Here is an 18,504-nt window from a genome sequence, read left to right on the forward strand (position 1 = left end):
GAACTTCCAGCCGAAAGCCTAGGAGAGCCGCCATGGAGCACATTGCACAGGTCGTCGACCCCTTCGTCTTCCGGCTGTCGATTTTCGTTCTCGCCGTTTTCGTCGGCTATTTCGTGGTGTGGTCGGTAACCCCGGCGTTGCATACGCCGCTGATGAGCGTGACCAACGCGATCTCGTCGGTGATCGTGGTCGGCGCGCTGCTCGCGGTCGGCGTCGGCATGATCTCGAGCGGCTCGGGCTGGGCGCGCGGCTTCGGCTTCATCGCGCTGATCTTCGCCTGCGTGAACATTTTCGGCGGCTTCCTTGTCACCCAGCGCATGCTGGCGATGTACAAGAAGAAAGTGAAGTGAGCGGCGTGCACCTCGGGGTGACGAAGACAATGGGGGACCTGAGATGAACGCCAATCTGGCTGCAGTTCTGTATCTCGTGGCGGGTGTGCTGTTCATTCTGTCACTGCGCGGGCTGTCCAGCCCCGCCTCATCCAGGCAGGGCAATTTCTTCGGCATGATCGGCATGGCGATCGCGGTCGCGACCACGCTGGCCAGCCATCCGCCGGCAGACGGCCTCGCTTGGCTGCTGGTCATCCTCGGCATCGCCATCGGCGGCAGCGTCGGCGCCGTGATTGCGCGCCGGGTGCCGATGACCTCGATGCCGGAACTGGTCGCGGCCTTCCACTCGCTGGTCGGTATGGCCGCAGTCCTGGTCGCCGCCGGCGCGTTCTACGCGCCCGAGGCCTTCGACATCGGCGCGCCGGGCAACATCCATCCGCAGAGCCTGGTCGAGATGTCGCTCGGCGTCGCCATCGGCGCGCTGACGTTCACCGGCTCGGTGATCGCGTTCCTGAAGCTGTCCGCCCGCATGAGCGGCGCGCCGATCATCCTGCCGTTCCGCCATGCCATCAACATTGTGCTGGCGCTGGCGCTGGTGTTCTTCATCGTCGGCCTGGTGCTGTCCGGCAGCGCGCTCGACTTCTGGCTGATCGTCATCCTCGCGCTGGCGCTCGGCGTCCTCATGATCATCCCGATCGGCGGCGCCGACATGCCGGTCGTGATCTCGATGCTGAACTCCTATTCGGGCTGGGCGGCGGCGGGCATCGGCTTCACGCTCGGCAACTCCGCACTGATCATCACCGGCGCGCTGGTCGGGTCGTCGGGCGCGATCCTGTCCTACATCATGTGCCACGCGATGAACCGCTCCTTCATCTCGGTCATCCTCGGCGGCTTCGGCGGCGAGACCGCCGCGGCCGGCGGCGCGACCGGCGAGCAGAAGCCGGCCAAGCTCGGCTCGGCGGATGATGCTGCCTTCATCATGAAGAACGCCTCTAAGGTGATCATCGTGCCCGGTTACGGCATGGCGGTGGCGCAGGCCCAGCATGCGCTGCGCGAAATGGGCGACATCCTGAAGAAGGAAGGCGTCGAGGTGAAGTACGCGATCCACCCGGTCGCGGGCCGCATGCCCGGCCACATGAACGTGCTGCTGGCGGAAGCCAACGTGCCCTATGACGAGGTGTTCGAACTCGAGGACATCAACTCCGAATTCGCGCAGGCCGACATCGCCTTCGTGATCGGCGCCAACGACGTCACCAATCCGGCCGCCGAAGAGGACAAGACCTCGCCGATCTACGGCATGCCGGTGCTGCAGGTCTGGAAGGCCGGCACCGTGATGTTCATCAAGCGGTCGCTCGCCTCGGGCTATGCCGGCATCGACAATCCGCTGTTCTATCGCGACAATACCATGATGCTGCTCGGGGACGCCAAGAAGGTCACCGAGAACATCGTCAAGGCGATGTAGCAGCCGAGGCAGGCGGACCGTGGCCCTGAACAAGGAGTGGCGCCGGTCCCATCGCATGCCGCCGAAGGCGACGCGGGAGCAGCGCGTCGCCTGGCATGCCGCCCACGTGGCGGCGTGTGGCTGCCGCGAGATCACTTGAGTATCCGGCTCGACGTCATGAAATTGCTGCGGAGCCGTCGCAAGCCCTAAGTCGGGAGCGGCGGCGCAGTCATGGCATTCGTGAAATGGATCGTTCTCCTGCTTGTGTCCGGCTATCTCGCCGGTCTCATCGTGCTGTATGTCAGGCAGCGCGAGATGCTGTTTCCGATCCCGACCGCCGCGCGTACGACGCCGGCAGCGGCGGGCTTTCGGGAAGCCGATGAGCATGTCCTGACCTCGTCGGACGGCGAGAGGGTCATTGTCTGGCACGCTCCGGCAAAGCCCGGCCGGTCCGTCGTCCTCTATTTCCACGGCAACGGCGACTCTCTGGCCGGCCTGGTCGGCCGTTTCAAGGCCATCACGGCCGATGGCACCGGCCTCGTCGCGCTGTCCTATCGCGGCTATGCCGGCTCGAGCGGCGCGCCGAGCGAGCAGGGGCTGTTGCTCGATGCCGCGGCCGCCTACGCTTTCACGAGCGCGCGCTACGCGGCGGAACGGATCATCGTCTGGGGCTTTTCGCTCGGGACCGGCGTTGCGGTCGCTGCCGCTTCCGAGCATCCGGTGGGCAAATTGATCCTTGAGGCACCTTACACGTCGGCCGTCGATCTTGCCGCCTCGCTCTACCGGTTCGTTCCGGTCCGCCTGCTCATGCGCGACCCGTTCCGTTCCGACGAGCGCGTTGCCCGCGTCACGGTGCCGCTATTGGTGATGCATGGTACCAATGACCTTGTCATTTCGATCGTGTTCGGAGAGCGTTTGTTCGCGCTCGCGCATGAACCGAAGCAGTTCGTGCGGTTTGCGGGAGGCGGACACGACAATCTCGATTCTTTCGGCGCGATCGAAACGGCGAGGCGATTCATTGCGTCCTAGGCAATTCGGCGCAAGGTACGCGGTCCCGCTCATCGCTCTGATCGTCGCACTCCTGCCGCAGGATGCGCGCGCTGCAACCGGGCTCGACGGCGCGGCAATGCGCTGGCCTTATGCGCTGCCGTTCTCAGGCCTGCTGCTGTCGATCGCGCTCGGTCCGGTGCTGTTCGCAAAATACTGGCACTATCACTACGGCAAGATTGCCCTGGCCTGGTCGGTCCTGGCACTTGCGTCCCTCGCCTGGCTCGCCGGGGGCATGGCAATGCTCGCGGCATTCGCCCACGCCATGCTCGGTGAGTACCTTGGCTTCATCGTGCTGCTGTTCGCGCTCTACGTCGTCGCCGGGGGCATCCTGGTCAACGGCGATCTCAGGGGCACGCCATGGACCAACGCCTGCATCCTGGCCCTGGGCACGCTGATGGCGAGCATCGTCGGCACGACGGGGGCGGCGATGATCCTGGTCCGCCCCTTGATCCGCGCAAATCTGGCACGGCGCCACAATTCGCATGTCTTGGTCTTCTTCATCATCCTGGTCGCCAATGTCGGTGGTGCGCTGAGCCCGCTCGGCGATCCTCCGTTGTTCGTCGGCTTCCTGCATGGCGTCGACTTCTTCTGGACCACCCGGAACATCTGGTCGCAGACCGCGGTGGTCGCGGGGCTGCTGCTTGCGGTCTTTGTCGTCGTCGATGTCATGCGCTATCGCGCCGAGCCCGCCGTCCGTGCATCGGCCGGCCCGGTTGCGCCGATCCGGATCCGCGGTCTCGTCAATGTGGTGTTGATCGCAGCGATCATCGCCAGCCTTCTTATGTCGGCGATGTGGGAGCCGGGGATCTCCTTCGATGTTCTTGGCACCCAGATCGGACTGCAAGACCTTGTCCGCAACGCCCTGCTGCTCGCGATTGCCGCGCTCTCGGTCTGGCTCACGCCGGACGAGCACAGGCTGGCCAACGGTTTTGCCTGGGAGCCGATCCGCGAGGTCGCAAAACTGTTTGCGGGCATCTTCACCGCCATCATTCCGGTGCTGGCGATGCTGGACGCCGGCCACCACGGCGCATTCGCCTGGCTGCTGTCGGCAGTGACGGCGCCGGACGGGACGCCGCGCGAGGTCGCCTATTTCTGGTTCACCGGATTGATGTCGGCGTTTCTCGACAATGCGCCGACCTATCTGTTGTTCTTCGAGCTCGCGGGCGGTGATCCACAAGTCCTCATGGGTGAGCTTGGCGGTACGCTCGCCTCGATCTCGATGGGCGCGGTCTACATGGGCGCGCTGACCTATGTCGGCAACGCGCCGAATTTCATGGTGAGCAGCATTGCAAACGAAAGCGGCATCAAGATGCCGGGCTTCTTCGGCTATCTGCTGCGGGCAGGGGCGGTGCTGATCCCGCTATTCCTGCTGCTGACCGTGCTGCCGGTCGCGCCGCTCCTGCACTGGCATTGAATCTGGCGCGCCATTTGATACTGCTGTTCCTGAAAATGGAGCCGGTGAATGAGCGCGCATAGCCCGATGCCTCGATCGGCCTGGGTATTTCCGGCCCTCGCCGTCCTGTTGTTCGTCGCCGTCACCGCGACCGACTATACGTTCACCTTGTCGCTGGGCGGACTCGTCTTCGCGGTCATCCTGCTCGTGATCCTGTTCGGGACGGTGTTCGCGGCCGTTCATCACGCCGAGGTGATTGCCGAACGGGTCGGCGAACCCTACGGGACGCTCCTGCTGACGCTCTCCGTAACCATCATCGAAGTGGCGCTGATCACCACGATCATGCTCGGCGACAAGCCCGCGCCGGAGCTGGCGCGCGACACCGTGTTTGCCGTGGTGATGATCGTCTGCAACGGGCTGGTCGGGCTCTGCATCTTCATTGGCGGGCTGCGTTACCGGGAGCAGGGCTTTCAGCTCTCCGGCGCCAACGTCTATCTCAGCGTGCTGTTCGCGCTGGCGACGATTACGCTGATCATGCCGAACTACACGACGACCACGCCGGGCCCGGTCTATTCGGCGGCCCAGCTCGGCTTTGTCGACGTGGTCACGCTCGCGCTTTACGGGGTGTTTCTCTACACGCAGACGGTCCTGCACAAGGATTACTTCGTCCATGAACGGGCGGCGGGCGAGGGCGGCCAGGCCCATCTGTCGGGCGGAATGTTCGTGCTCAGCATCGTGCTGCTGCTGGTCTCGCTGCTGGCTGTGGTGCTTCTGGCCAAGAAATTCTCGCTGGTGGTCGATGCGGTCGGCGCCAGGATCGGTGCGCCACCGGCCTTTGCCGGCCTTCTGGTCGCGCTTCTGATCCTGTTGCCGGAAGGTGTCGCGGCCGTTTCGGCGGCCCGCAAGAACGATCTGCAGAAGAGCATCAACCTTGCGCTCGGGTCGTCCCTAGCGACCATCGGGCTGACCATCCCGGCCGTCGGCGTTGCCACCTACGTGTTCGACAAGGAACTCGAGCTTGGACTCAACGAGCAGGGAATCGTCCTGCTGGCGCTGACCTTCTTCCTGAGCATGCTGACTTTCGGCACGGGCAGAACCAACGTCCTGTTCGGGCTGGTGCATTTGGTGGTATTTGCCGTCTACGTGTTCATGGTCTTCGTCCCCTAAAGCGCGATGCGATCGAATCGCCGCGCTTCAGGCTATTGGTTGCGTCCCAGGAGGGTTCCGATGCTTGCCGCCAAATCCGAGGTTCAGATCGACAACGAGGAGGTCCGGGTCACCGAGTGGCGGCTGGCGCCGGGCAGCGCGACCGGGCATCACACCCACGGGATGGACTACGTGATCGTTCCCGTTGTCGCCGCCGAAATGACCATCGTGGCGCCCGGCGGCGAGCGCTCCAAGACGCAGCTTGCGGTCGGAAAATCCTATTTTCGCAAGGCCGGCGTCCAACATGATGTGCTTAACGAAACCTCAACCGAGATCGTGTTCCTTGAGATCGAGCTGAAGCCGTAAGTCCGGCGTTACTATTTGCCATCGATCGGTCGCAGTTGATCCCTTACTATGCCTCAAAGTTCCCGCATCAGATCGCGGGGAGTGGCCGGAATGCTGAAATACATCGCTAAAATTTCGATGGATATCTTCCCCTCGGTGCTCGCGACGATCATCGGGGCGTACATCGTTAATCATTATATCAATGCCAAGCCGGCGGCGGATGCGCCTGCGGCCGTGGTGGCGCCCGCCCAAGCCGGCAAGAACGGCAAGCCCGCCGATGTCGCCAACCTCCCGGCGCCGGGTGTCAAGGCCAAGGGCATCTCCGAGAAGAGCGTGACCGACAAGCCGGCGGCCGAGAAGCCCGCCGATCACCCGGCCGCCGAGACCAAGGCTGCGGACTCCAAAGCTGTGGATTCCAAGGCTGCCGAGACCAAGGCTGCCGAGACCAAGGCTGCGGACGTAACACCGGCCGAGACCGCGCCGGCCGGCCCGCGCGGCCGAACTTCGGCGCGTGAGAAGGCCGCCGCCGCCAAGTCCACCCCGGCTGTTGCCGCTCCCGCGACCGCTGCTCCGGTGGTCGAGGCCAGTTCGGCGCCGACTGCAGCCTCGCCAGCCGCAAGCCCCGACGCCAACGATCTCGTCCGTGCCGCGATCGAGCGTTTGCGCAAATCCTCTGAGAGCAAGTCCCCTGAGAGCAAGTCCCCTGAGAGCAAGTCCCCTGAGAGCAAGTCGCCTGAGACCAAGTCTGTCGACAAGGCGCCGGAGCTGGCGCCGCAGGAAGCTGGCCGCGCACCGGAAGCGGGACCCCGCGTTCAGGAAGCGCCGCGCGTCGTGACCGCGGCGCCGTCGATGGTGCGCCCGCTGCCGCCGCCGATCACGGTGTCGACACCGCCAACCGAGACCTATGGCAACGGACCGTCGCCGGCGAATCCGCCCTACACGGCCTCGGTCGGTAACGACAATGCCAACCGGCTGACGCCGCCGGCTGACATCCCCGTCCCGATGATTGCGCCGCCGCTCGACCTGCGTGCCGACGCTGACGGCCCGATGCCGCGGCCCAAGACCAACGTCGCCGACGAGATGTTGTCCGGCGTCAAGTCGATGTTCCACGCCGTTATTCCGAAGAGCGTCACCCCGGATTAAGAAGGCGCCTGCGTTGCGCTCGAGCCCTCAGCCGCCGACGCGGGCAAGGCCGCTGCGCGCGGCGTCGTCGCGCGGACGAAGCGAGACAGCCTTGGTGTAGGACGCCGCCGCCTTGGTCCTGTCGCCCAGCCGCTCATAGACCTGTCCTCGTGTCGTCCAGACCTGGGCATTGTGCGGCTCGGCCTCCGAAGCCTCGTCAAGATCGGCCGCAGCCTCCTTGACCTTGCCGACGGCGAGATAGCTGACGGCGCGGCCAAGCAGCGGCTCAGCCTTCTGCGGGTTGAGCCCGTTTGCCGCACCGAAATCGGCGATCGCAAGCTCGTGCTCGTTGCTGCCCTGGTAGATTAGGGCACGGCCGTAGAGAGCCTGTGCGTTGTAGGGATCGAGCGCGACAGCGCGATTGAACTCGTCGAGCGCCGCGACTGTATCTCCGGACTTCGCCAGGGCCTGGCCTTTGACCGTATGGCTTTGCGCTTCGCTGATACTGCCGGCACTGACAGCGCTTTCGGTGGCCACTGCCTTAGGCGCTTCCTGAGGCTTTTCCTTTTCGGGCATCAGCGAGCCCAGGTCGAAGGAGCAGCCGCAGAGCGCGATTGACACCAGAGCCAGCGTGAACGGTCGCTGCCAGGTTCGGCATGCGCGTGCCAGGCTGAGCTCAGGGAAAGGGAGGGCCATCTACGGTTGGCTCGCGCTGGTGCCGCATCGGTAGTGCCCCGTCCCAGAAAAGGCACCTCTACAAAACAATAACGCGGGCCCGGGGCCCGCGTTATCGAAAACTCAGTCTTGTAAATTCGGCAAGATCAGCGGGGTCCGCGCGGACCGGCACCCGGGCCACTACGGCCGCCAGCAGCACCACGATCGCCGCCGGGACCCGCGCCGAACACCGGCTTCGGCTTCATCGGCAACAGGCCTTCACGCTGCAGCTTCTTGCGGGCGAGCTTGCGCGCGCGGCGCACGGCTTCGGCCTTCTCGCGGGCCTTCTTCTCGGAGGGCTTTTCGTAGTGACCGCGGAGCTTCATCTCGCGGAAAATGCCCTCGCGCTGCATCTTCTTCTTCAGCGCCTTGAGAGCTTGGTCGACATTGTTATCGCGGACGAGAACCTGCACGCGGCATCCTCTTCGGTGGATCGGATTTGAATTCTGGTAAGTCTAAGGGGATGGCAAAAGCGCAAGCCCTTAACCTTGAGGGCGCGGATGTATCAGACAAAACTCGACATGTCCACCGGCGAAGCGGCTTATCGGGCCAAGTTGCGCCATTAAATCGGGCGAAAACTTCGCCTTGCGGTCGCATTTTGGGTGATTTGGTGCCAAAAGGCGGGCCGTTTTCCGGAGGTTGATCCGGAAATCTGGAAATCAGGGGAGACGCCACATGGATATGAAGAAATATGCCGCCGAGGCCATCGGTACCTTCTGGCTCACTTTCGCAGGCTGCGGCAGCGCAGTAATCGCGGCCGGTTTTCCCTAGGTCGGCATCGGCCTGGTCGGCGTGTCCCTCGCGTTCGGCTTGAGTGTGGTCACCATGGCCTATGCGATCGGCCATATCTCGGGCTGCCATCTCAACCCAGCCGTTACGGTCGGACTCGCCGCCGGCGGCCGCTTTCCAACTGGGCAGATCCTGCCCTACCTGATTGCGCAGGTGGCTGGCGCGATCGTGGCGGCGTGGCTGCTCTACGTCATCGCAAGCGGGGCTCCCGGGTTCGACGTCACCAAGGGCTTCGCATCGAACGGCTACGACGCGCATTCGCCCGGTCAATACAGCATGATCGTGTGCTTCATCACCGAGGTAGTGATGACCATGATGTTCCTGTTCATCATCATGGGCTCCACTCATGGCCGCGCGCCCGCCGGTTTTGCGCCGCTCGCGATCGGGCTCGCGCTGGTGATGATCCATCTCGTCAGCATTCCCGTCACCAACACGTCGGTGAACCCGGCGCGCAGCACGGGACCGGCTCTGTTCGTCGGCGGCTGGGCGCTGGCGCAGCTCTGGCTGTTCTGGGTGGCACCCCTGATCGGTGGCGCGCTGGGCGGCGTGATCTATCGCTGGCTCAGCGAAGAGCCCACCGGCGTCGTCGCGGGCGCGAAGACGGCGTGATCGGAGAGCGGGATCGCAGGCAATCGCCGCGGTCCCGTTACTTGCTTGTTGCCGGCTTGACTTCGGTGACGTGGCCCATCTTGCGGCCGGGGCGCGGCGCGCCCTTGCCGTAGATGTGGACGGTCGCGCCCGGGGCGGTCAGCCATCTCTCGTAATCGTTGATCTCGTCGCCGATCAGATTGGTCATGGTGACGAGCTCGCCGTGGCGCACGGGCCTGCCGAGCGGCCAGCCGGCGATGGCACGGATGTGCTGCTCGAATTGGGAGACGGACGCACCGTCGAGCGTCCAGTGTCCGGAATTGTGCACGCGCGGGGCGATCTCGTTGACCAGCACCTTCGGTCCGGTGCCATTGGCGAGAACGAACATCTCGACGGCGAGTACGCCGACATAGTCCAGTGCGTTGGCGATTTTACCCGCGATGCTGCGGGCTTCCTCCGCCAGCGCGTCCGGAATCGACGCGGGCGCCCGCGACACTTTCAGGATGTGGTCGCGATGCTCGTTCTCGGTGACGTCGAAACACTCGACCTGGCCCGCGGTCGAGCGCGCGGCAATCACGGAAATCTCGCGCTCGAACGGCACGAAAGCTTCCAGGATGGCCTGCTTGGTACCGAGGCTGGTCCAGATCCTGGCGATGTCGTCGCCCTGGCGGATGATGGCCTGGCCTTTGCCATCGTAGCCGAAGCGGCGGGTCTTCAGCACGGCCGGGAGTCCGATCCGGACGATCGCTTCGCGTAATGAGGCGACCGAGGTGACGTCGGCGTAAACGGCGGTGCCGATGCCGAGCCGCGTGACGAAATCCTTCTCGGCGAGCCGATCCTGGGTGGTCTCGAGGATTTTGCGGTTGGGCAGGACCGGGCGGCGCGCATCCAGCACCATCGCGGCGGCCGCCGGCACGTTCTCGAACTCGTAGGTGATGACGTCGACGTCATTGGCGAACATTTCCAGCGCCTCGACATCGGCATATTCGGCGCAGGTCGCATTCAGCACGACGTCGAAGGCCGGCGAATCCGGGTCGGGCGAGAACACCTGGCAGCGCAGGCCGAGCCGCGCCGCCGACATTGCCAGCATCCGGCCGAGCTGTCCGCCGCCGAGGATTCCGATGGTGTCGCCGGGCTTCAGCTTCACCGGTCTGGTGTCCGTCACGCCCTATCCTCCGGGCGTTCGGCAACCGCCTCGGTCTGCGCCTTGCGCCAGGCGGAAAGGCGGTCGGACAGAGCCGGGTCGGACAGCGCCAGCACGCTTGCGGCGAGCAGCGCCGCGTTGATCGCGCCCGCCTTGCCGATGGCGAGGGTGCCGACCGGGATGCCCGCGGGCATCTGGACGATCGAGTACAGCGAATCCACGCCCTTGAGCGTCCTGGATTCCATGGGAACGCCGAAGACGGGGAGTTCCGTCAGCGCTGCAGCCATGCCGGGCAGATGCGCGGCGCCGCCGGCGCCGGCAATGATGACCTTGTAACCCGCCGCCTTGGCGCCCTTGGCGAAAGCGAACAGCCGGTCCGGGGTCCGGTGGGCCGAGACGATGCGGGAGTCGGCGGCGATGCCGAGCGCTGCAAGCGTGTCGGCGGCATGCCGCATTGTGTCCCAGTCCGACTGGCTTCCCATGATAATGGCGATCGGCGCGGTCATGACGTCTATTGTGCTCGGGAAAACAGAAACATAGGCCAGATTAATGGTTCCGGCCGGCGGATCGCAAGGCGGTGGCAAGGAGAAGGGAATGCACTATCCTGTCTTGGTGAATCCCCGCAAGCCTTCATTGAGCAGGATGCCCATGAAGAAACCAAAAAGGGCGAGCGCTGCGAAGGCCAAAAAGGGCCCCAAGACCAGCGCGAGCCGATCCAGGACAGCACCCAAGCGTTCTGCAGGGCCGGCCCGTCGCGTGGCGCCGGCCGATGACGGCGCCAAGGCGGCTGTCCGCAACCTGCGGAGCAAGCTCAAGGCGGCGCTGCAACGTGTCGCGGAACTTGAGGCGGCCGCCGACACGGATTTCCTGCTCGACATCCCGAACCGGCGCGGCTTCGAGCGCGAGCTCAACCGCGCCATTGCCTATATGAAACGTTATCGCGCCAGCGGCGCGCTGATCGTGCTCGACGTGGATCGGCTGAAGCCGGTCAATGATTCCTTCGGCCACGCCGCCGGCGATGAGGTGCTCAAGGCGATTGCGGGAGTACTGAAGCGGCAGATCCGCGCGTCGGACGTGGTCGGCCGGCTCGGCGGCGACGAGTTCGCGCTGCTGTTGTGGAATCTCAGCGAGACCGATGCCAAGGCAAAGGCGGCGATTTTCGAGCAGGCGGTCGACGAATTGTCCTTCGTCTTCCGCGGCCAGCGCGTGACTGCCGGCGCTTCCGCCGGCGTCGCGCTGCTCGGCCCGCAATCCGATGCGGCTCGTGCGCTGGAGGAGGCCGACGCCGCCATGTATGTCCGCAAGGCGCAACGGCGGCATGAGCCGTGCATCAGGCTCGTCAGCAACTGACTTTAGAGCGTGGCGAGGTCTTCCGGCACGTTGCCGAATTTGCGCAACAGCGTTGCGTCACCGAATTCGCCGGTCATGGGATCGCCGGTGCGGCTGAATGCGACTGCGCCGATGTGGCCGGCACCGCGCGCCAGGATCTCGGCGCGCCGCAGCGCTGCGGCCGAGGATTGACATTCCTCAGCCGCGCCCGCGACCGGCGATCCGTCGGCATCCATTAAAAAGGGCATTGCAACGTAGTAGGTCACGTCCGACATGGCGTTGCTCCAAGGGGTGAACTCAGGCGGCGCTGCTCTTGCTCCGCATCTTGCTGCGTGAGGTCTCCGGAATGCAGCCGGCCGAGATCGCCGCCTGCAATTCCTCGAGTTCGGCTTCCAGATATTCGTTGGCCATGATCAGCGCCTTGATGGTGCTGCGCAGATTGCCGTCGCACATCGCGATCGCCTGATCGCAGGCATGTTCGTAATGGCTGTTGTCGAAAAGGGCGGTTGCTGACATGCGCGTTGTCCTTGGCGTTTGCTGAACGGTTTCCTGGGGCGTCGGGGTCCGTAAATGTTCCTATTTTGTTCTTTTCGAGTCAAGCGGATTCAACTGCCCCGAACCGACCGCTGTGGATCAGGCGATGATGTCTGGCGTGATCTGGTCTTCGATGAACGCGATGCGGTCACGCAACAGCAACTTGCGTTTCTTCAATCGCTGCAGCCGCAATAGGTCGGGGGCAGGCGATTGATGCAGTGCATCGATCGCCGCATCGAGATCTCGGTGTTCCTGCTGCAACCGGGCGAGCTCGGCTTCGAGCTCGCGCTCGTCTTCATGGGTCATGTCTGCGGTGGCCGAAAACCGATAGGCTGAGATTAAGGCTGTGGATGCCCTGTGGAAATTATCGTCCTTGCGCGGCGTGACCGCAAGCGATCTCGGATCGTGGCTTACGGATCTACTGCAAGTTATTTCCGTGGATCGCTACGGCGCCGCGCAGGCGCATTGATATCACGGATTTTTCCGGCGCGGTTCCCTTACTCACGCTTCGTTACATATGAATTTTCAAAAATGACACTGCGACGATGGATACCCATCGACAGAACGAATCGGTGATGTACACTTGCTCGTCCGGATCGAATCCAAGGTTGCCCCTACCGAGGAGGTTTCGAATGACAATTCAGGCACATCTGGTTGAATTGGAACGGAAGCATAAAACTCTCGAAAACGAATTGCACGAAGCTCTCGTGCACCTTTCAACAGACGACCTGCAAATTGTTGAGTTGAAGCGCCGGAAGTTGTTGGTCAAGGACCAGATCGAGCGATTGAAGCAAAACGAAACGCTTCACTAGTGGCCCCCGTAACAGCGTAAAGTTGATCCTATCCTTTCACGCGGGGATGAGAGCTTTGCGCTCGTCCCTGCGTAAGGCTGTGCCGTACAGACTTCTTTGCACTGGACCTAGAGTCCTGCGAACTCGGCGACGTGATCCGCGATTGCGAGGGATGACGTCAGCCCCGGCGATTCGATGCCGAACAGATTGATCAGGCCTTCGACGCCGTGATCGCGCGGGCCCTGCATCAGGAAATCCTGCGTGGCAACAGCCGGCGGCACGATCTTCGGACGAATGCCCGAATAGCTCGGCAGCAGCGCGCCATCGGGCAGCGTCGGCCAGTATTTGCGGATCGCCGGATAGAAGCGCTCGGCGCGCGAGGGATCGACCGCGTAGTCGATCGTCTCGATCCATTCGACGTCCGGGCCGAAACGCGCCTGGCCCGCCAAGTCCAGCGTCAGATGCACGCCGAGCCCGCCCGGTTCGGGTACCGGATAGATCAGGCGCGAGAACGGCGCTTTGGCGCTACAACTGAAGTAGTTTCCCTTGGCAAGGTAGGCTGGCGGAATCCGGTCCAGCGGCATGCCGTCGATGTTGCGCGCCACCGTCGTCGCCGAGAGGCCTGCGGCGTTGACGAGCAGGCCACATTGCAACGTCATCGGCGATTCGCCGCCAGCGTCGATCTCGATGACGCCGCCCGCCGCCTTGGCGCGGATCATCGGCGTGTGAAACGCAAAGGCCGCGCCCGCCGCCTCGGCCTCGCCGCGCAGCGATAGCATGTAGGCGTGGCTGTCGATGATGCCCGTTGAAGGCGAGAGCAGCGCGGCGTCGCAGGCAAGCGCTGGCTCCAGCGCGCGCGCGGCCTCGCCGGAGAACAGCTGCATGTCGAGTACACCATTGGCCTCGGCATGCGCCTTGATCGATTGCAGCTTCTCGGTTTCCTTTGCACTGGTCGCGACGATCAGCTTGCCGCAATTCCTGTGGGGGACGCCGCGCTCGGCGCAGTAGCGGTAAAGCGCGTGCTTGCCGCTGACGCACATGCGCGCCATCCAGCTCCCGGCGCGGTAGTAGATGCCGGCATGGATCACTTCGCTGTTGCGCGAGGAGGTGACGGTGCCGATGGCCTCGGCTTCCTCGAGCACGATCACCTCGCGGCCTGCCTGCGCCAACTTTCGCGCCACCGCGAGCCCGATCACGCCGGCTCCGACGACGATGCAGTCAACCCTATCCATGGTTGTACGAGATGTCCGCTAGAACTGGCGATGGCATCGGAGCCTGGAGGCGGCCGCCAAGGCCGTTTTCCGTTAACGAGGCATTTATCATGTCAGGGCAATTGCCGTACTTGATGTCACATTTTTCCGTTGCGCGTACAGGCGTTTACCCGATCCAAACCCGTGAAGCCAGACAATCCCGTACTGAAATCGCGGGTGGCTGATGGCTGAGAAGAACTGGCACGTGGGCAGCACGCTTCCGATTGCTGTGCAGGCCCTCGTGTGCCTGGCCAGCGCGGTCGCGCCGGCGCGCGCCTCTTCTTCCCTGTTCGAAGAACTCGTCCCGGTGAGCTATCTCGGCAGCGTCGACCCTAGTCTGGTCTGGGAAGCCTTGATCGGAGCAATCGCCGTCTGCTCGCTGCTGGCGGCGATCGCACTGTGGATCCATTCCGCGGTGGGCCGGGCCAAGCGGTCGCAATTGCGGCGTAACGCCTTCGTCTCCTCCGCCATGAACAATTTGAACCAGGGCGTGGTGATGACGGATGCGCAGCGGCGCATCATCTTCTGCAACGACCGATATCTCGATATCTATGGCCTGTCGCGGTCGGATCTCTGGGCCGATATGACCGGCCACGACCTCCTCAATCTGCGGCGCGACCGCGCCGTCCTCGGTGTCTCCGACGACGATTTCTACGAGAAGGCGGCCAGCCTGAACGGCCTGATCACCGAACTGCCGGACGGGCGGGCCATCCTGGTGAAATATTTCGTGCTGCCCAACGGTGGCTCGGTGGCGACACATCTCGACGTCAGCGATCAGCGCAGGCTGTCGCGGCAGCTCGCGTCTACCAAGCAGTTTCTGGAAACGGTGCTGGATCACGTGCCGGCCTGCGTCGCCGCAAAGACCATCGAGGACGGCCGTTACATCTTTGCCAACAGCGCCTACGAGCGGTTCTGGGGCTTCTCGCGGGACTATGTCGCCGGAAAGAATGCGCGCGAGCTGTTCGCGCCCAATTCGGCGGCCATTATCGAGGCGACCGACCGCGCCGCGCTCGCGGCGCCCGATGGCCAGTATCGCAATGAATTCGAGGTCGAGCGCAGCTCCGGGGCCCGCATGGTTGCCTCGATCCGGATCGTGGTCCGCAACGAGAACAACCAGCCCGAATTCCTGCTGCTGGTGTTCGAGGACATCACCGACCGGCGCTCGCTGTCGCAGGAGCTGGAGAGCACCAAGAAGTTCCTCGAGCTCGTAGTCGACAACATCCCAGTGGCGCTGATCGTGGAGCAGGTCAAGGACGGCCGCTATCTGCTCGCCAACCGCAGCGCCGAAACCATCCTCAACCGCAGGCGCGAAGAAGCCACCGGCCTGACCGCCGCCGATATCTTCAATCCCAAAGAAGCCAAGCTGATCATCGCGCGCGACGAGGCCGCCATCAAGAAGCGCGGGATGATCACCGAGGAGCACCCGATCTCCACCAAGGACGGACTGCGGTTGTTCCTCACCCGCCGCGCCACCGTGCTGGGCGACTCCGGCGAGCCGCAATATCTGATCAAGACCCACGAGGACGTCACCGACCGGCGGCAGACCGAATCGCGCATGGCGCACATGGCCTATCACGACGGCCTCACCGACCTGCCGAACCGCGCGGCCTTCCTCCAGGCGCTGACCCAGATGATCGAAGCCTGCGAGGGCACCAGCGAGGAGTTTGCCGTCCTCTGCGTCGATCTCGACGGCCTGAAGGAGGTCAACGACGTCTTCGGCCATGCGCTCGGCGACAAGCTGCTGGTCGAGGTGGCGCAGCGGCTCCAGGATGCCGCGCGCGGCGGCGTTGTGGCGCGCCTGTCCGGCGACGAGTTCGGCCTTATCATCGACGGCAAGCAGCCCGAGACGGGCCTTGCGCTGGCCCGGCAGCTCGGCGATGCCGTCGCCCGGGAATTCCAGATCGACGGCCGCGCGGTCCGCGCCGGCGTCACCACCGGCATGTCGATCTTCCCGCATAACGGCGCCGACGGCGCCTCGCTGCTCGCCAATGCGGGTGCTGCGCTGTTCCGCGCCAAGCAGAAGTCACGCGGCACGATCAGCCTCTACCAGCCGGAGATGGACCAGCAGATCCGCGACCGCCGCGTGTTGCACCAGGACCTGTCGATGGCGATCAGGAATGGCGAGCTGTCGCTCGCCTTCCAGCCGCAGGCGATCGCCGGGCATAGCGTCGCCGAAAGCGAAATCATCGGCTTCGAGGCGCTGGCGCGCTGGCAGCATCCAGTGCGTGGCCAGGTCTCGCCGGCAGAGTTCATCCCGATTGCGGAGGAGAGCGGCCTGATCGTCGAGATGGGCGAATGGATTCTTCGCCAGGTCTGCCGGGAGGCGGCGTCCTGGCCGAAGCCGCTCCAGGTCGCCGTCAATTTGTCGCCGGCGCAGTTCATGCACGGCGACGTGGTCGGGCTGGTCCATTCGATTCTGCTCGAGACTGGTCTCGCGCCCGGCCGGCTCGAGCTCGAAATCACCGAGGGCGTGCTGATCGAGGATTTCGATCGCGGCTTGGCGCTGCTTCGCCGGCTGAAGGCGCTCGGCGTGCGCATCTCCATGGACGATTTCGGCAGCGGCTATTCCTCGCTGAGCTACCTGCAGGCGTTCCCGTTCGACAAGATCAAGATCGACCGCGCCTTTGTCATCAATCTGGGCCGCAACCCGCAATCGGCGGCGATTGTGCGCGCCGTGATCGATCTCGGCCACGGCCTTGAAATGTCGATCATCGCGGAGGGCGTCGAGACGCTCGACCAGCTGACCTTCCTCGCCAAGGAGGGCTGCGACGGCGTCCAGGGTTACCTGCTCGGCAAGCCGTTGCCGATCGGGCAATATGCCGGCCTCGTCGGCCGCGCCGAGACCATGGAGCTTGCGCTCAAGACCGGCTAGAGCGCTTTCGAGCGAAGTGGATTCCGGGTAGCGTAAAGAAAACGCATCAAAACGAGAATCTGGAGCCCGTTCCGATTTCATCGGAACGGAAATGGCTCTAGTGATGGCAGGCGCTTAATTTCGCTCTCTCGACGGCTTCATGGCGGATTACGATCTCGCGATCATCGGCGGCGGCCTGAACGGTGTCAGCCTCGCGCGCGATGCCTCCGGCCGCGGCCTGCGGGTCATCCTGGTCGAGCAGGGCGATCTCGGCGGCGCCGCCTCGTCGGCGACGCCGCGGCTGGTCCATGGCGATCTGTCGGTCCTGGAACGGCGGGGCTTCTGGCGGGTGCGCCGGGCGCTGGCCGAGCGCCGGATCTGGCTCAGGATCGCGCCGCATCTGGTCAGGCCGATGCGCTTCGTGATCCCCGCTCATGCGGACGAGCGTCCGCCGTGGCTGCTGCGCGCCAGCCTGTTCGTCTATGACAGCCTCACGCACCGGGGCGGCCTGCCTGCAACGACGACCCTCGACATCACGCATCATCCGGTCGGCAACGCCTTGAAGCGTCCGTTCGGGACCGCGTTCGAATATTCCGATTGCATCGTCGACGATTCCCGCCTGGTGGTGCTCACGGCACTGGATGCCGCCGAACGTGGCGCCGTGATCCGGACCGGAGCGCGCTGCGTGCGCGCCGACAGGACCGATGTCTGGCGCCTCGCCGTGGTCGATCGCGGCCATCGCCGGGTCATCACGGCTCGCGCGCTGGCCAACGCCACCGGCGGCTGGACCTCGATGGTTGCGGAGACGGTGCTGCGGCAGCCGCAGCTGCCCGTGGCGGCCACGCAGATGAGTCAGATCATCGTGCCGCGGCTGTTCGAGTCCGACAACGTCTACGTCTTCCAGAACGACGATGGACGGCTGATATTCGCGATCCCGTTCGAGCGCGATTTCACGCTGATCGGAACGACCACACGTGCCTTCACAGGCGATCCGGCGATCGTCGCAGTGTCGGGCGCCGACGTCAGCTATCTCTGCGAGGCGGCCAGCCGCTATTTCCGCGAGAGCATCGCGCCGACCGACGTGGTGCGAGCGGTCTCCGGCGTCAACGTGACGCCGGCCTCGGCGCGACGAGGCGACGGCACGACGCTGTTCCATGCGCGCCGGCGCAAAGCGCCGCTGATCACGATGTTCGGCGGCGACGTCACCACCTCGCGCCTGCGCGCGGAGCGCGCGGTGTCGCGGCTGACGCCGTTCTATCCGATGTCACCGCGCTGGACGGCCGGCGCTGCGCTCCCCGGCGGAGATTTTGCCTGGGATCGTTTCGATATCGAGGTCGATCTCGCGCGCGACCGTTGGCGCTTTCTGTCGGAGCCACAGGCCCAGCGCCTGGTTGCGGCCTACGGCTCCCGGCTGTCGGCCGTGCTCGGCGAGGCAAAGACACGCGACGAGCTTGGTCCGGTCTTCGGCCCCGAGCTGACCGGTGCCGAGGTGCGCTATCTGATGATCCACGAATGGGCGCGTTTTCCCGAAGATGTCCTCTGGCGCCGCTCCAAGCTCGGCCTGACCATGTCTCAGGCGGACCGCGACGCGCTGGCCGCATTCATGGCGAATCTGAACGATCCGCCTCGAACCGGTTGAGCAAAGGCCGATCGGCGGCTAGCGTGCGGCGGAATCGGGTTGGCGGGGA

The 18,504-nt window shown here is 64.5% G+C and carries 19 protein-coding genes and 1 pseudogene; 12 read left to right on the forward strand and 8 right to left on the reverse strand.

What is annotated here, in order from left to right; translation table 11 throughout:
* The first annotated feature begins 32 nt into the window (after positions 1–32).
* The 7 genes from GWG65_RS28550 to GWG65_RS28580 all read left to right on the forward strand — a co-directional run bounded on the left by GWG65_RS28550 (position 33) and on the right by GWG65_RS28580 (position 6,847).
* Positions 33–350, forward strand: coding sequence for a proton-translocating transhydrogenase family protein (locus GWG65_RS28550; RefSeq protein ID WP_007596278.1), 318 nt, complete (start codon positions 33–35; stop codon positions 348–350).
* A 43-nt stretch (positions 351–393) separates the two neighbouring features.
* Positions 394–1,791 (forward strand): NAD(P)(+) transhydrogenase (Re/Si-specific) subunit beta, encoded by a 1,398-nt coding sequence (locus tag GWG65_RS28555; protein WP_275198856.1) that lies wholly within the window; start codon positions 394–396, stop codon positions 1,789–1,791.
* A gap of 210 nt (positions 1,792–2,001) precedes the next feature.
* Positions 2,002–2,799 (forward strand): alpha/beta hydrolase, encoded by a 798-nt coding sequence (locus GWG65_RS28560; RefSeq protein WP_275198857.1) that lies wholly within the window; start codon positions 2,002–2,004, stop codon positions 2,797–2,799.
* Complete coding sequence (locus tag GWG65_RS28565; RefSeq protein WP_275198958.1) at positions 2,753–4,234, forward strand: sodium:proton antiporter; 1,482 nt, start codon at positions 2,753–2,755, stop codon at positions 4,232–4,234. Before GWG65_RS28560 ends, GWG65_RS28565 begins: the two co-directional genes overlap by 47 nt.
* 48 nt (positions 4,235–4,282) lie before the next feature.
* Positions 4,283–5,380 carry an ionic transporter y4hA gene (locus GWG65_RS28570; RefSeq protein WP_275198858.1) on the forward strand — a complete coding sequence of 366 codons (1,098 nt, stop codon included), beginning with the start codon at positions 4,283–4,285 and terminating at the stop codon, positions 5,378–5,380.
* A gap of 60 nt (positions 5,381–5,440) precedes the next feature.
* Positions 5,441–5,725 (forward strand): cupin domain-containing protein, encoded by a 285-nt coding sequence (locus GWG65_RS28575; RefSeq protein ID WP_275198859.1) that lies wholly within the window; start codon positions 5,441–5,443, stop codon positions 5,723–5,725.
* Positions 5,726–5,815: 90 nt separating this feature from the next.
* Positions 5,816–6,847, forward strand: coding sequence for a hypothetical protein (locus GWG65_RS28580; protein ID WP_275198860.1), 1,032 nt, complete (start codon positions 5,816–5,818; stop codon positions 6,845–6,847).
* A 27-nt stretch (positions 6,848–6,874) separates the two neighbouring features.
* Here the strand turns inward: GWG65_RS28580 and GWG65_RS28585 are convergent, their stop codons facing one another.
* Positions 6,875–7,522 carry a tetratricopeptide repeat protein gene (locus GWG65_RS28585; RefSeq protein WP_275198861.1) on the reverse strand — a complete coding sequence of 216 codons (648 nt, stop codon included), beginning with the start codon at positions 7,520–7,522 and terminating at the stop codon, positions 6,875–6,877.
* A 125-nt stretch (positions 7,523–7,647) separates the two neighbouring features.
* Positions 7,648–7,953: a 30S ribosomal protein S21 gene (gene rpsU, locus GWG65_RS28590; RefSeq protein WP_148742902.1), complete on the reverse strand. Its 306-nt coding sequence runs from the start codon at positions 7,951–7,953 to the stop codon at positions 7,648–7,650.
* Positions 7,954–8,215: 262 nt separating this feature from the next.
* On the opposite strand from rpsU, the pseudogene aqpZ reads away from it, so the two are divergent.
* Positions 8,216–8,938, forward strand: a pseudogene (gene aqpZ, locus GWG65_RS28595) (aquaporin Z).
* 37 nt (positions 8,939–8,975) lie between these two features.
* On the opposite strand, the gene GWG65_RS28600 reads toward aqpZ, so the two are convergent.
* Complete coding sequence (locus tag GWG65_RS28600; RefSeq protein ID WP_275198862.1) at positions 8,976–10,082, reverse strand: 5-(carboxyamino)imidazole ribonucleotide synthase; 1,107 nt, start codon at positions 10,080–10,082, stop codon at positions 8,976–8,978.
* A complete protein-coding gene (gene purE / locus GWG65_RS28605; RefSeq protein ID WP_275198863.1) occupies positions 10,079–10,567 on the reverse strand; it encodes a 5-(carboxyamino)imidazole ribonucleotide mutase in 489 nt (162 codons plus the stop codon). The genes GWG65_RS28600 and purE overlap by 4 nt, the downstream gene beginning before the upstream one ends.
* 142 nt (positions 10,568–10,709) lie before the next feature.
* Here purE and GWG65_RS28610 point away from each other — a divergent pair, with 142 nt between their 5' ends.
* Positions 10,710–11,411 carry a GGDEF domain-containing protein gene (locus GWG65_RS28610; RefSeq protein ID WP_275198864.1) on the forward strand — a complete coding sequence of 234 codons (702 nt, stop codon included), beginning with the start codon at positions 10,710–10,712 and terminating at the stop codon, positions 11,409–11,411.
* 2 nt (positions 11,412–11,413) lie between these two features.
* Here the strand turns inward: GWG65_RS28610 and GWG65_RS28615 are convergent, their stop codons facing one another.
* The 3 genes from GWG65_RS28615 to GWG65_RS28625 form a co-directional block, all read right to left on the reverse strand.
* Positions 11,414–11,665 carry a hypothetical protein gene (locus GWG65_RS28615; protein WP_275198865.1) on the reverse strand — a complete coding sequence of 84 codons (252 nt, stop codon included), beginning with the start codon at positions 11,663–11,665 and terminating at the stop codon, positions 11,414–11,416.
* 22 nt (positions 11,666–11,687) lie between these two features.
* Positions 11,688–11,906, reverse strand: coding sequence for a hypothetical protein (locus GWG65_RS28620; RefSeq protein ID WP_275198866.1), 219 nt, complete (start codon positions 11,904–11,906; stop codon positions 11,688–11,690).
* A 117-nt stretch (positions 11,907–12,023) separates the two neighbouring features.
* Positions 12,024–12,230, reverse strand: a complete 207-nt coding sequence (locus GWG65_RS28625) for a DUF465 domain-containing protein (RefSeq protein WP_027545541.1) — start codon at positions 12,228–12,230, stop codon at positions 12,024–12,026.
* Positions 12,231–12,556: 326 nt separating this feature from the next.
* Here GWG65_RS28625 and GWG65_RS28630 point away from each other — a divergent pair, with 326 nt between their 5' ends.
* The gene (locus GWG65_RS28630) at positions 12,557–12,736 is read left to right on the forward strand and encodes a DUF465 domain-containing protein (RefSeq protein ID WP_275198867.1); all 180 of its coding nucleotides are present in this window, start codon (positions 12,557–12,559) and stop codon (positions 12,734–12,736) included.
* A 107-nt stretch (positions 12,737–12,843) separates the two neighbouring features.
* On the opposite strand, the gene GWG65_RS28635 is transcribed toward GWG65_RS28630, so the two are convergent.
* The gene (locus GWG65_RS28635) at positions 12,844–13,947 is read right to left on the reverse strand and encodes an NAD(P)/FAD-dependent oxidoreductase (protein ID WP_275198868.1); all 1,104 of its coding nucleotides are present in this window, start codon (positions 13,945–13,947) and stop codon (positions 12,844–12,846) included.
* A 202-nt stretch (positions 13,948–14,149) separates the two neighbouring features.
* Between GWG65_RS28635 and GWG65_RS28640 the strand changes: the two genes are divergently transcribed.
* Entirely contained in the window at positions 14,150–16,837 is a 2,688-nt protein-coding gene (locus GWG65_RS28640) for an EAL domain-containing protein (protein ID WP_275198869.1), read from the forward strand.
* A 139-nt stretch (positions 16,838–16,976) separates the two neighbouring features.
* Positions 16,977–18,455, forward strand: a complete 1,479-nt coding sequence (locus GWG65_RS28645) for a glycerol-3-phosphate dehydrogenase (protein ID WP_275198870.1) — start codon at positions 16,977–16,979, stop codon at positions 18,453–18,455.
* The last annotated feature ends 49 nt before the right edge of the window (positions 18,456–18,504 follow it).

Origin of the sequence: Bradyrhizobium sp. CSA207 (assembly GCF_029051685.1) — a bacterium.
Lineage (GTDB): Bacteria > Pseudomonadota > Alphaproteobacteria > Rhizobiales > Xanthobacteraceae > Bradyrhizobium.

Bases quoted from the DNA above. Each gene is read 5' to 3' on its own strand.
- GWG65_RS28620 (WP_275198866.1), bottom strand. From the start codon at position 11,906: ATGTCAGCAACCGCCCTTTTCGACAACAGCCATTACGAACATGCCTGC.
- GWG65_RS28550 (WP_007596278.1), top strand. From the start codon at position 33: ATGGAGCACATTGCACAGGTCGTCGACCCCTTCGTCTTCCGGCTGTCG.
- GWG65_RS28645 (WP_275198870.1), top strand. From the start codon at position 16,977: ATGGCGGATTACGATCTCGCGATCATCGGCGGCGGCCTGAACGGTGTC.
- GWG65_RS28625 (WP_027545541.1), bottom strand. From the start codon at position 12,230: ATGACCCATGAAGACGAGCGCGAGCTCGAAGCCGAGCTCGCCCGGTTG.
- GWG65_RS28610 (WP_275198864.1), top strand. From the start codon at position 10,710: ATGAAGAAACCAAAAAGGGCGAGCGCTGCGAAGGCCAAAAAGGGCCCC.
- GWG65_RS28585 (WP_275198861.1), bottom strand. From the start codon at position 7,522: ATGGCCCTCCCTTTCCCTGAGCTCAGCCTGGCACGCGCATGCCGAACC.
- purE (WP_275198863.1), bottom strand. From the start codon at position 10,567: ATGACCGCGCCGATCGCCATTATCATGGGAAGCCAGTCGGACTGGGAC.
- GWG65_RS28630 (WP_275198867.1), top strand. From the start codon at position 12,557: ATGACAATTCAGGCACATCTGGTTGAATTGGAACGGAAGCATAAAACT.
- GWG65_RS28570 (WP_275198858.1), top strand. From the start codon at position 4,283: ATGAGCGCGCATAGCCCGATGCCTCGATCGGCCTGGGTATTTCCGGCC.
- GWG65_RS28575 (WP_275198859.1), top strand. From the start codon at position 5,441: ATGCTTGCCGCCAAATCCGAGGTTCAGATCGACAACGAGGAGGTCCGG.
- GWG65_RS28635 (WP_275198868.1), bottom strand. From the start codon at position 13,947: ATGGATAGGGTTGACTGCATCGTCGTCGGAGCCGGCGTGATCGGGCTC.
- GWG65_RS28640 (WP_275198869.1), top strand. From the start codon at position 14,150: ATGGCTGAGAAGAACTGGCACGTGGGCAGCACGCTTCCGATTGCTGTG.
- GWG65_RS28615 (WP_275198865.1), bottom strand. From the start codon at position 11,665: ATGTCGGACGTGACCTACTACGTTGCAATGCCCTTTTTAATGGATGCC.
- GWG65_RS28555 (WP_275198856.1), top strand. From the start codon at position 394: ATGAACGCCAATCTGGCTGCAGTTCTGTATCTCGTGGCGGGTGTGCTG.
- GWG65_RS28560 (WP_275198857.1), top strand. From the start codon at position 2,002: ATGGCATTCGTGAAATGGATCGTTCTCCTGCTTGTGTCCGGCTATCTC.
- GWG65_RS28580 (WP_275198860.1), top strand. From the start codon at position 5,816: ATGCTGAAATACATCGCTAAAATTTCGATGGATATCTTCCCCTCGGTG.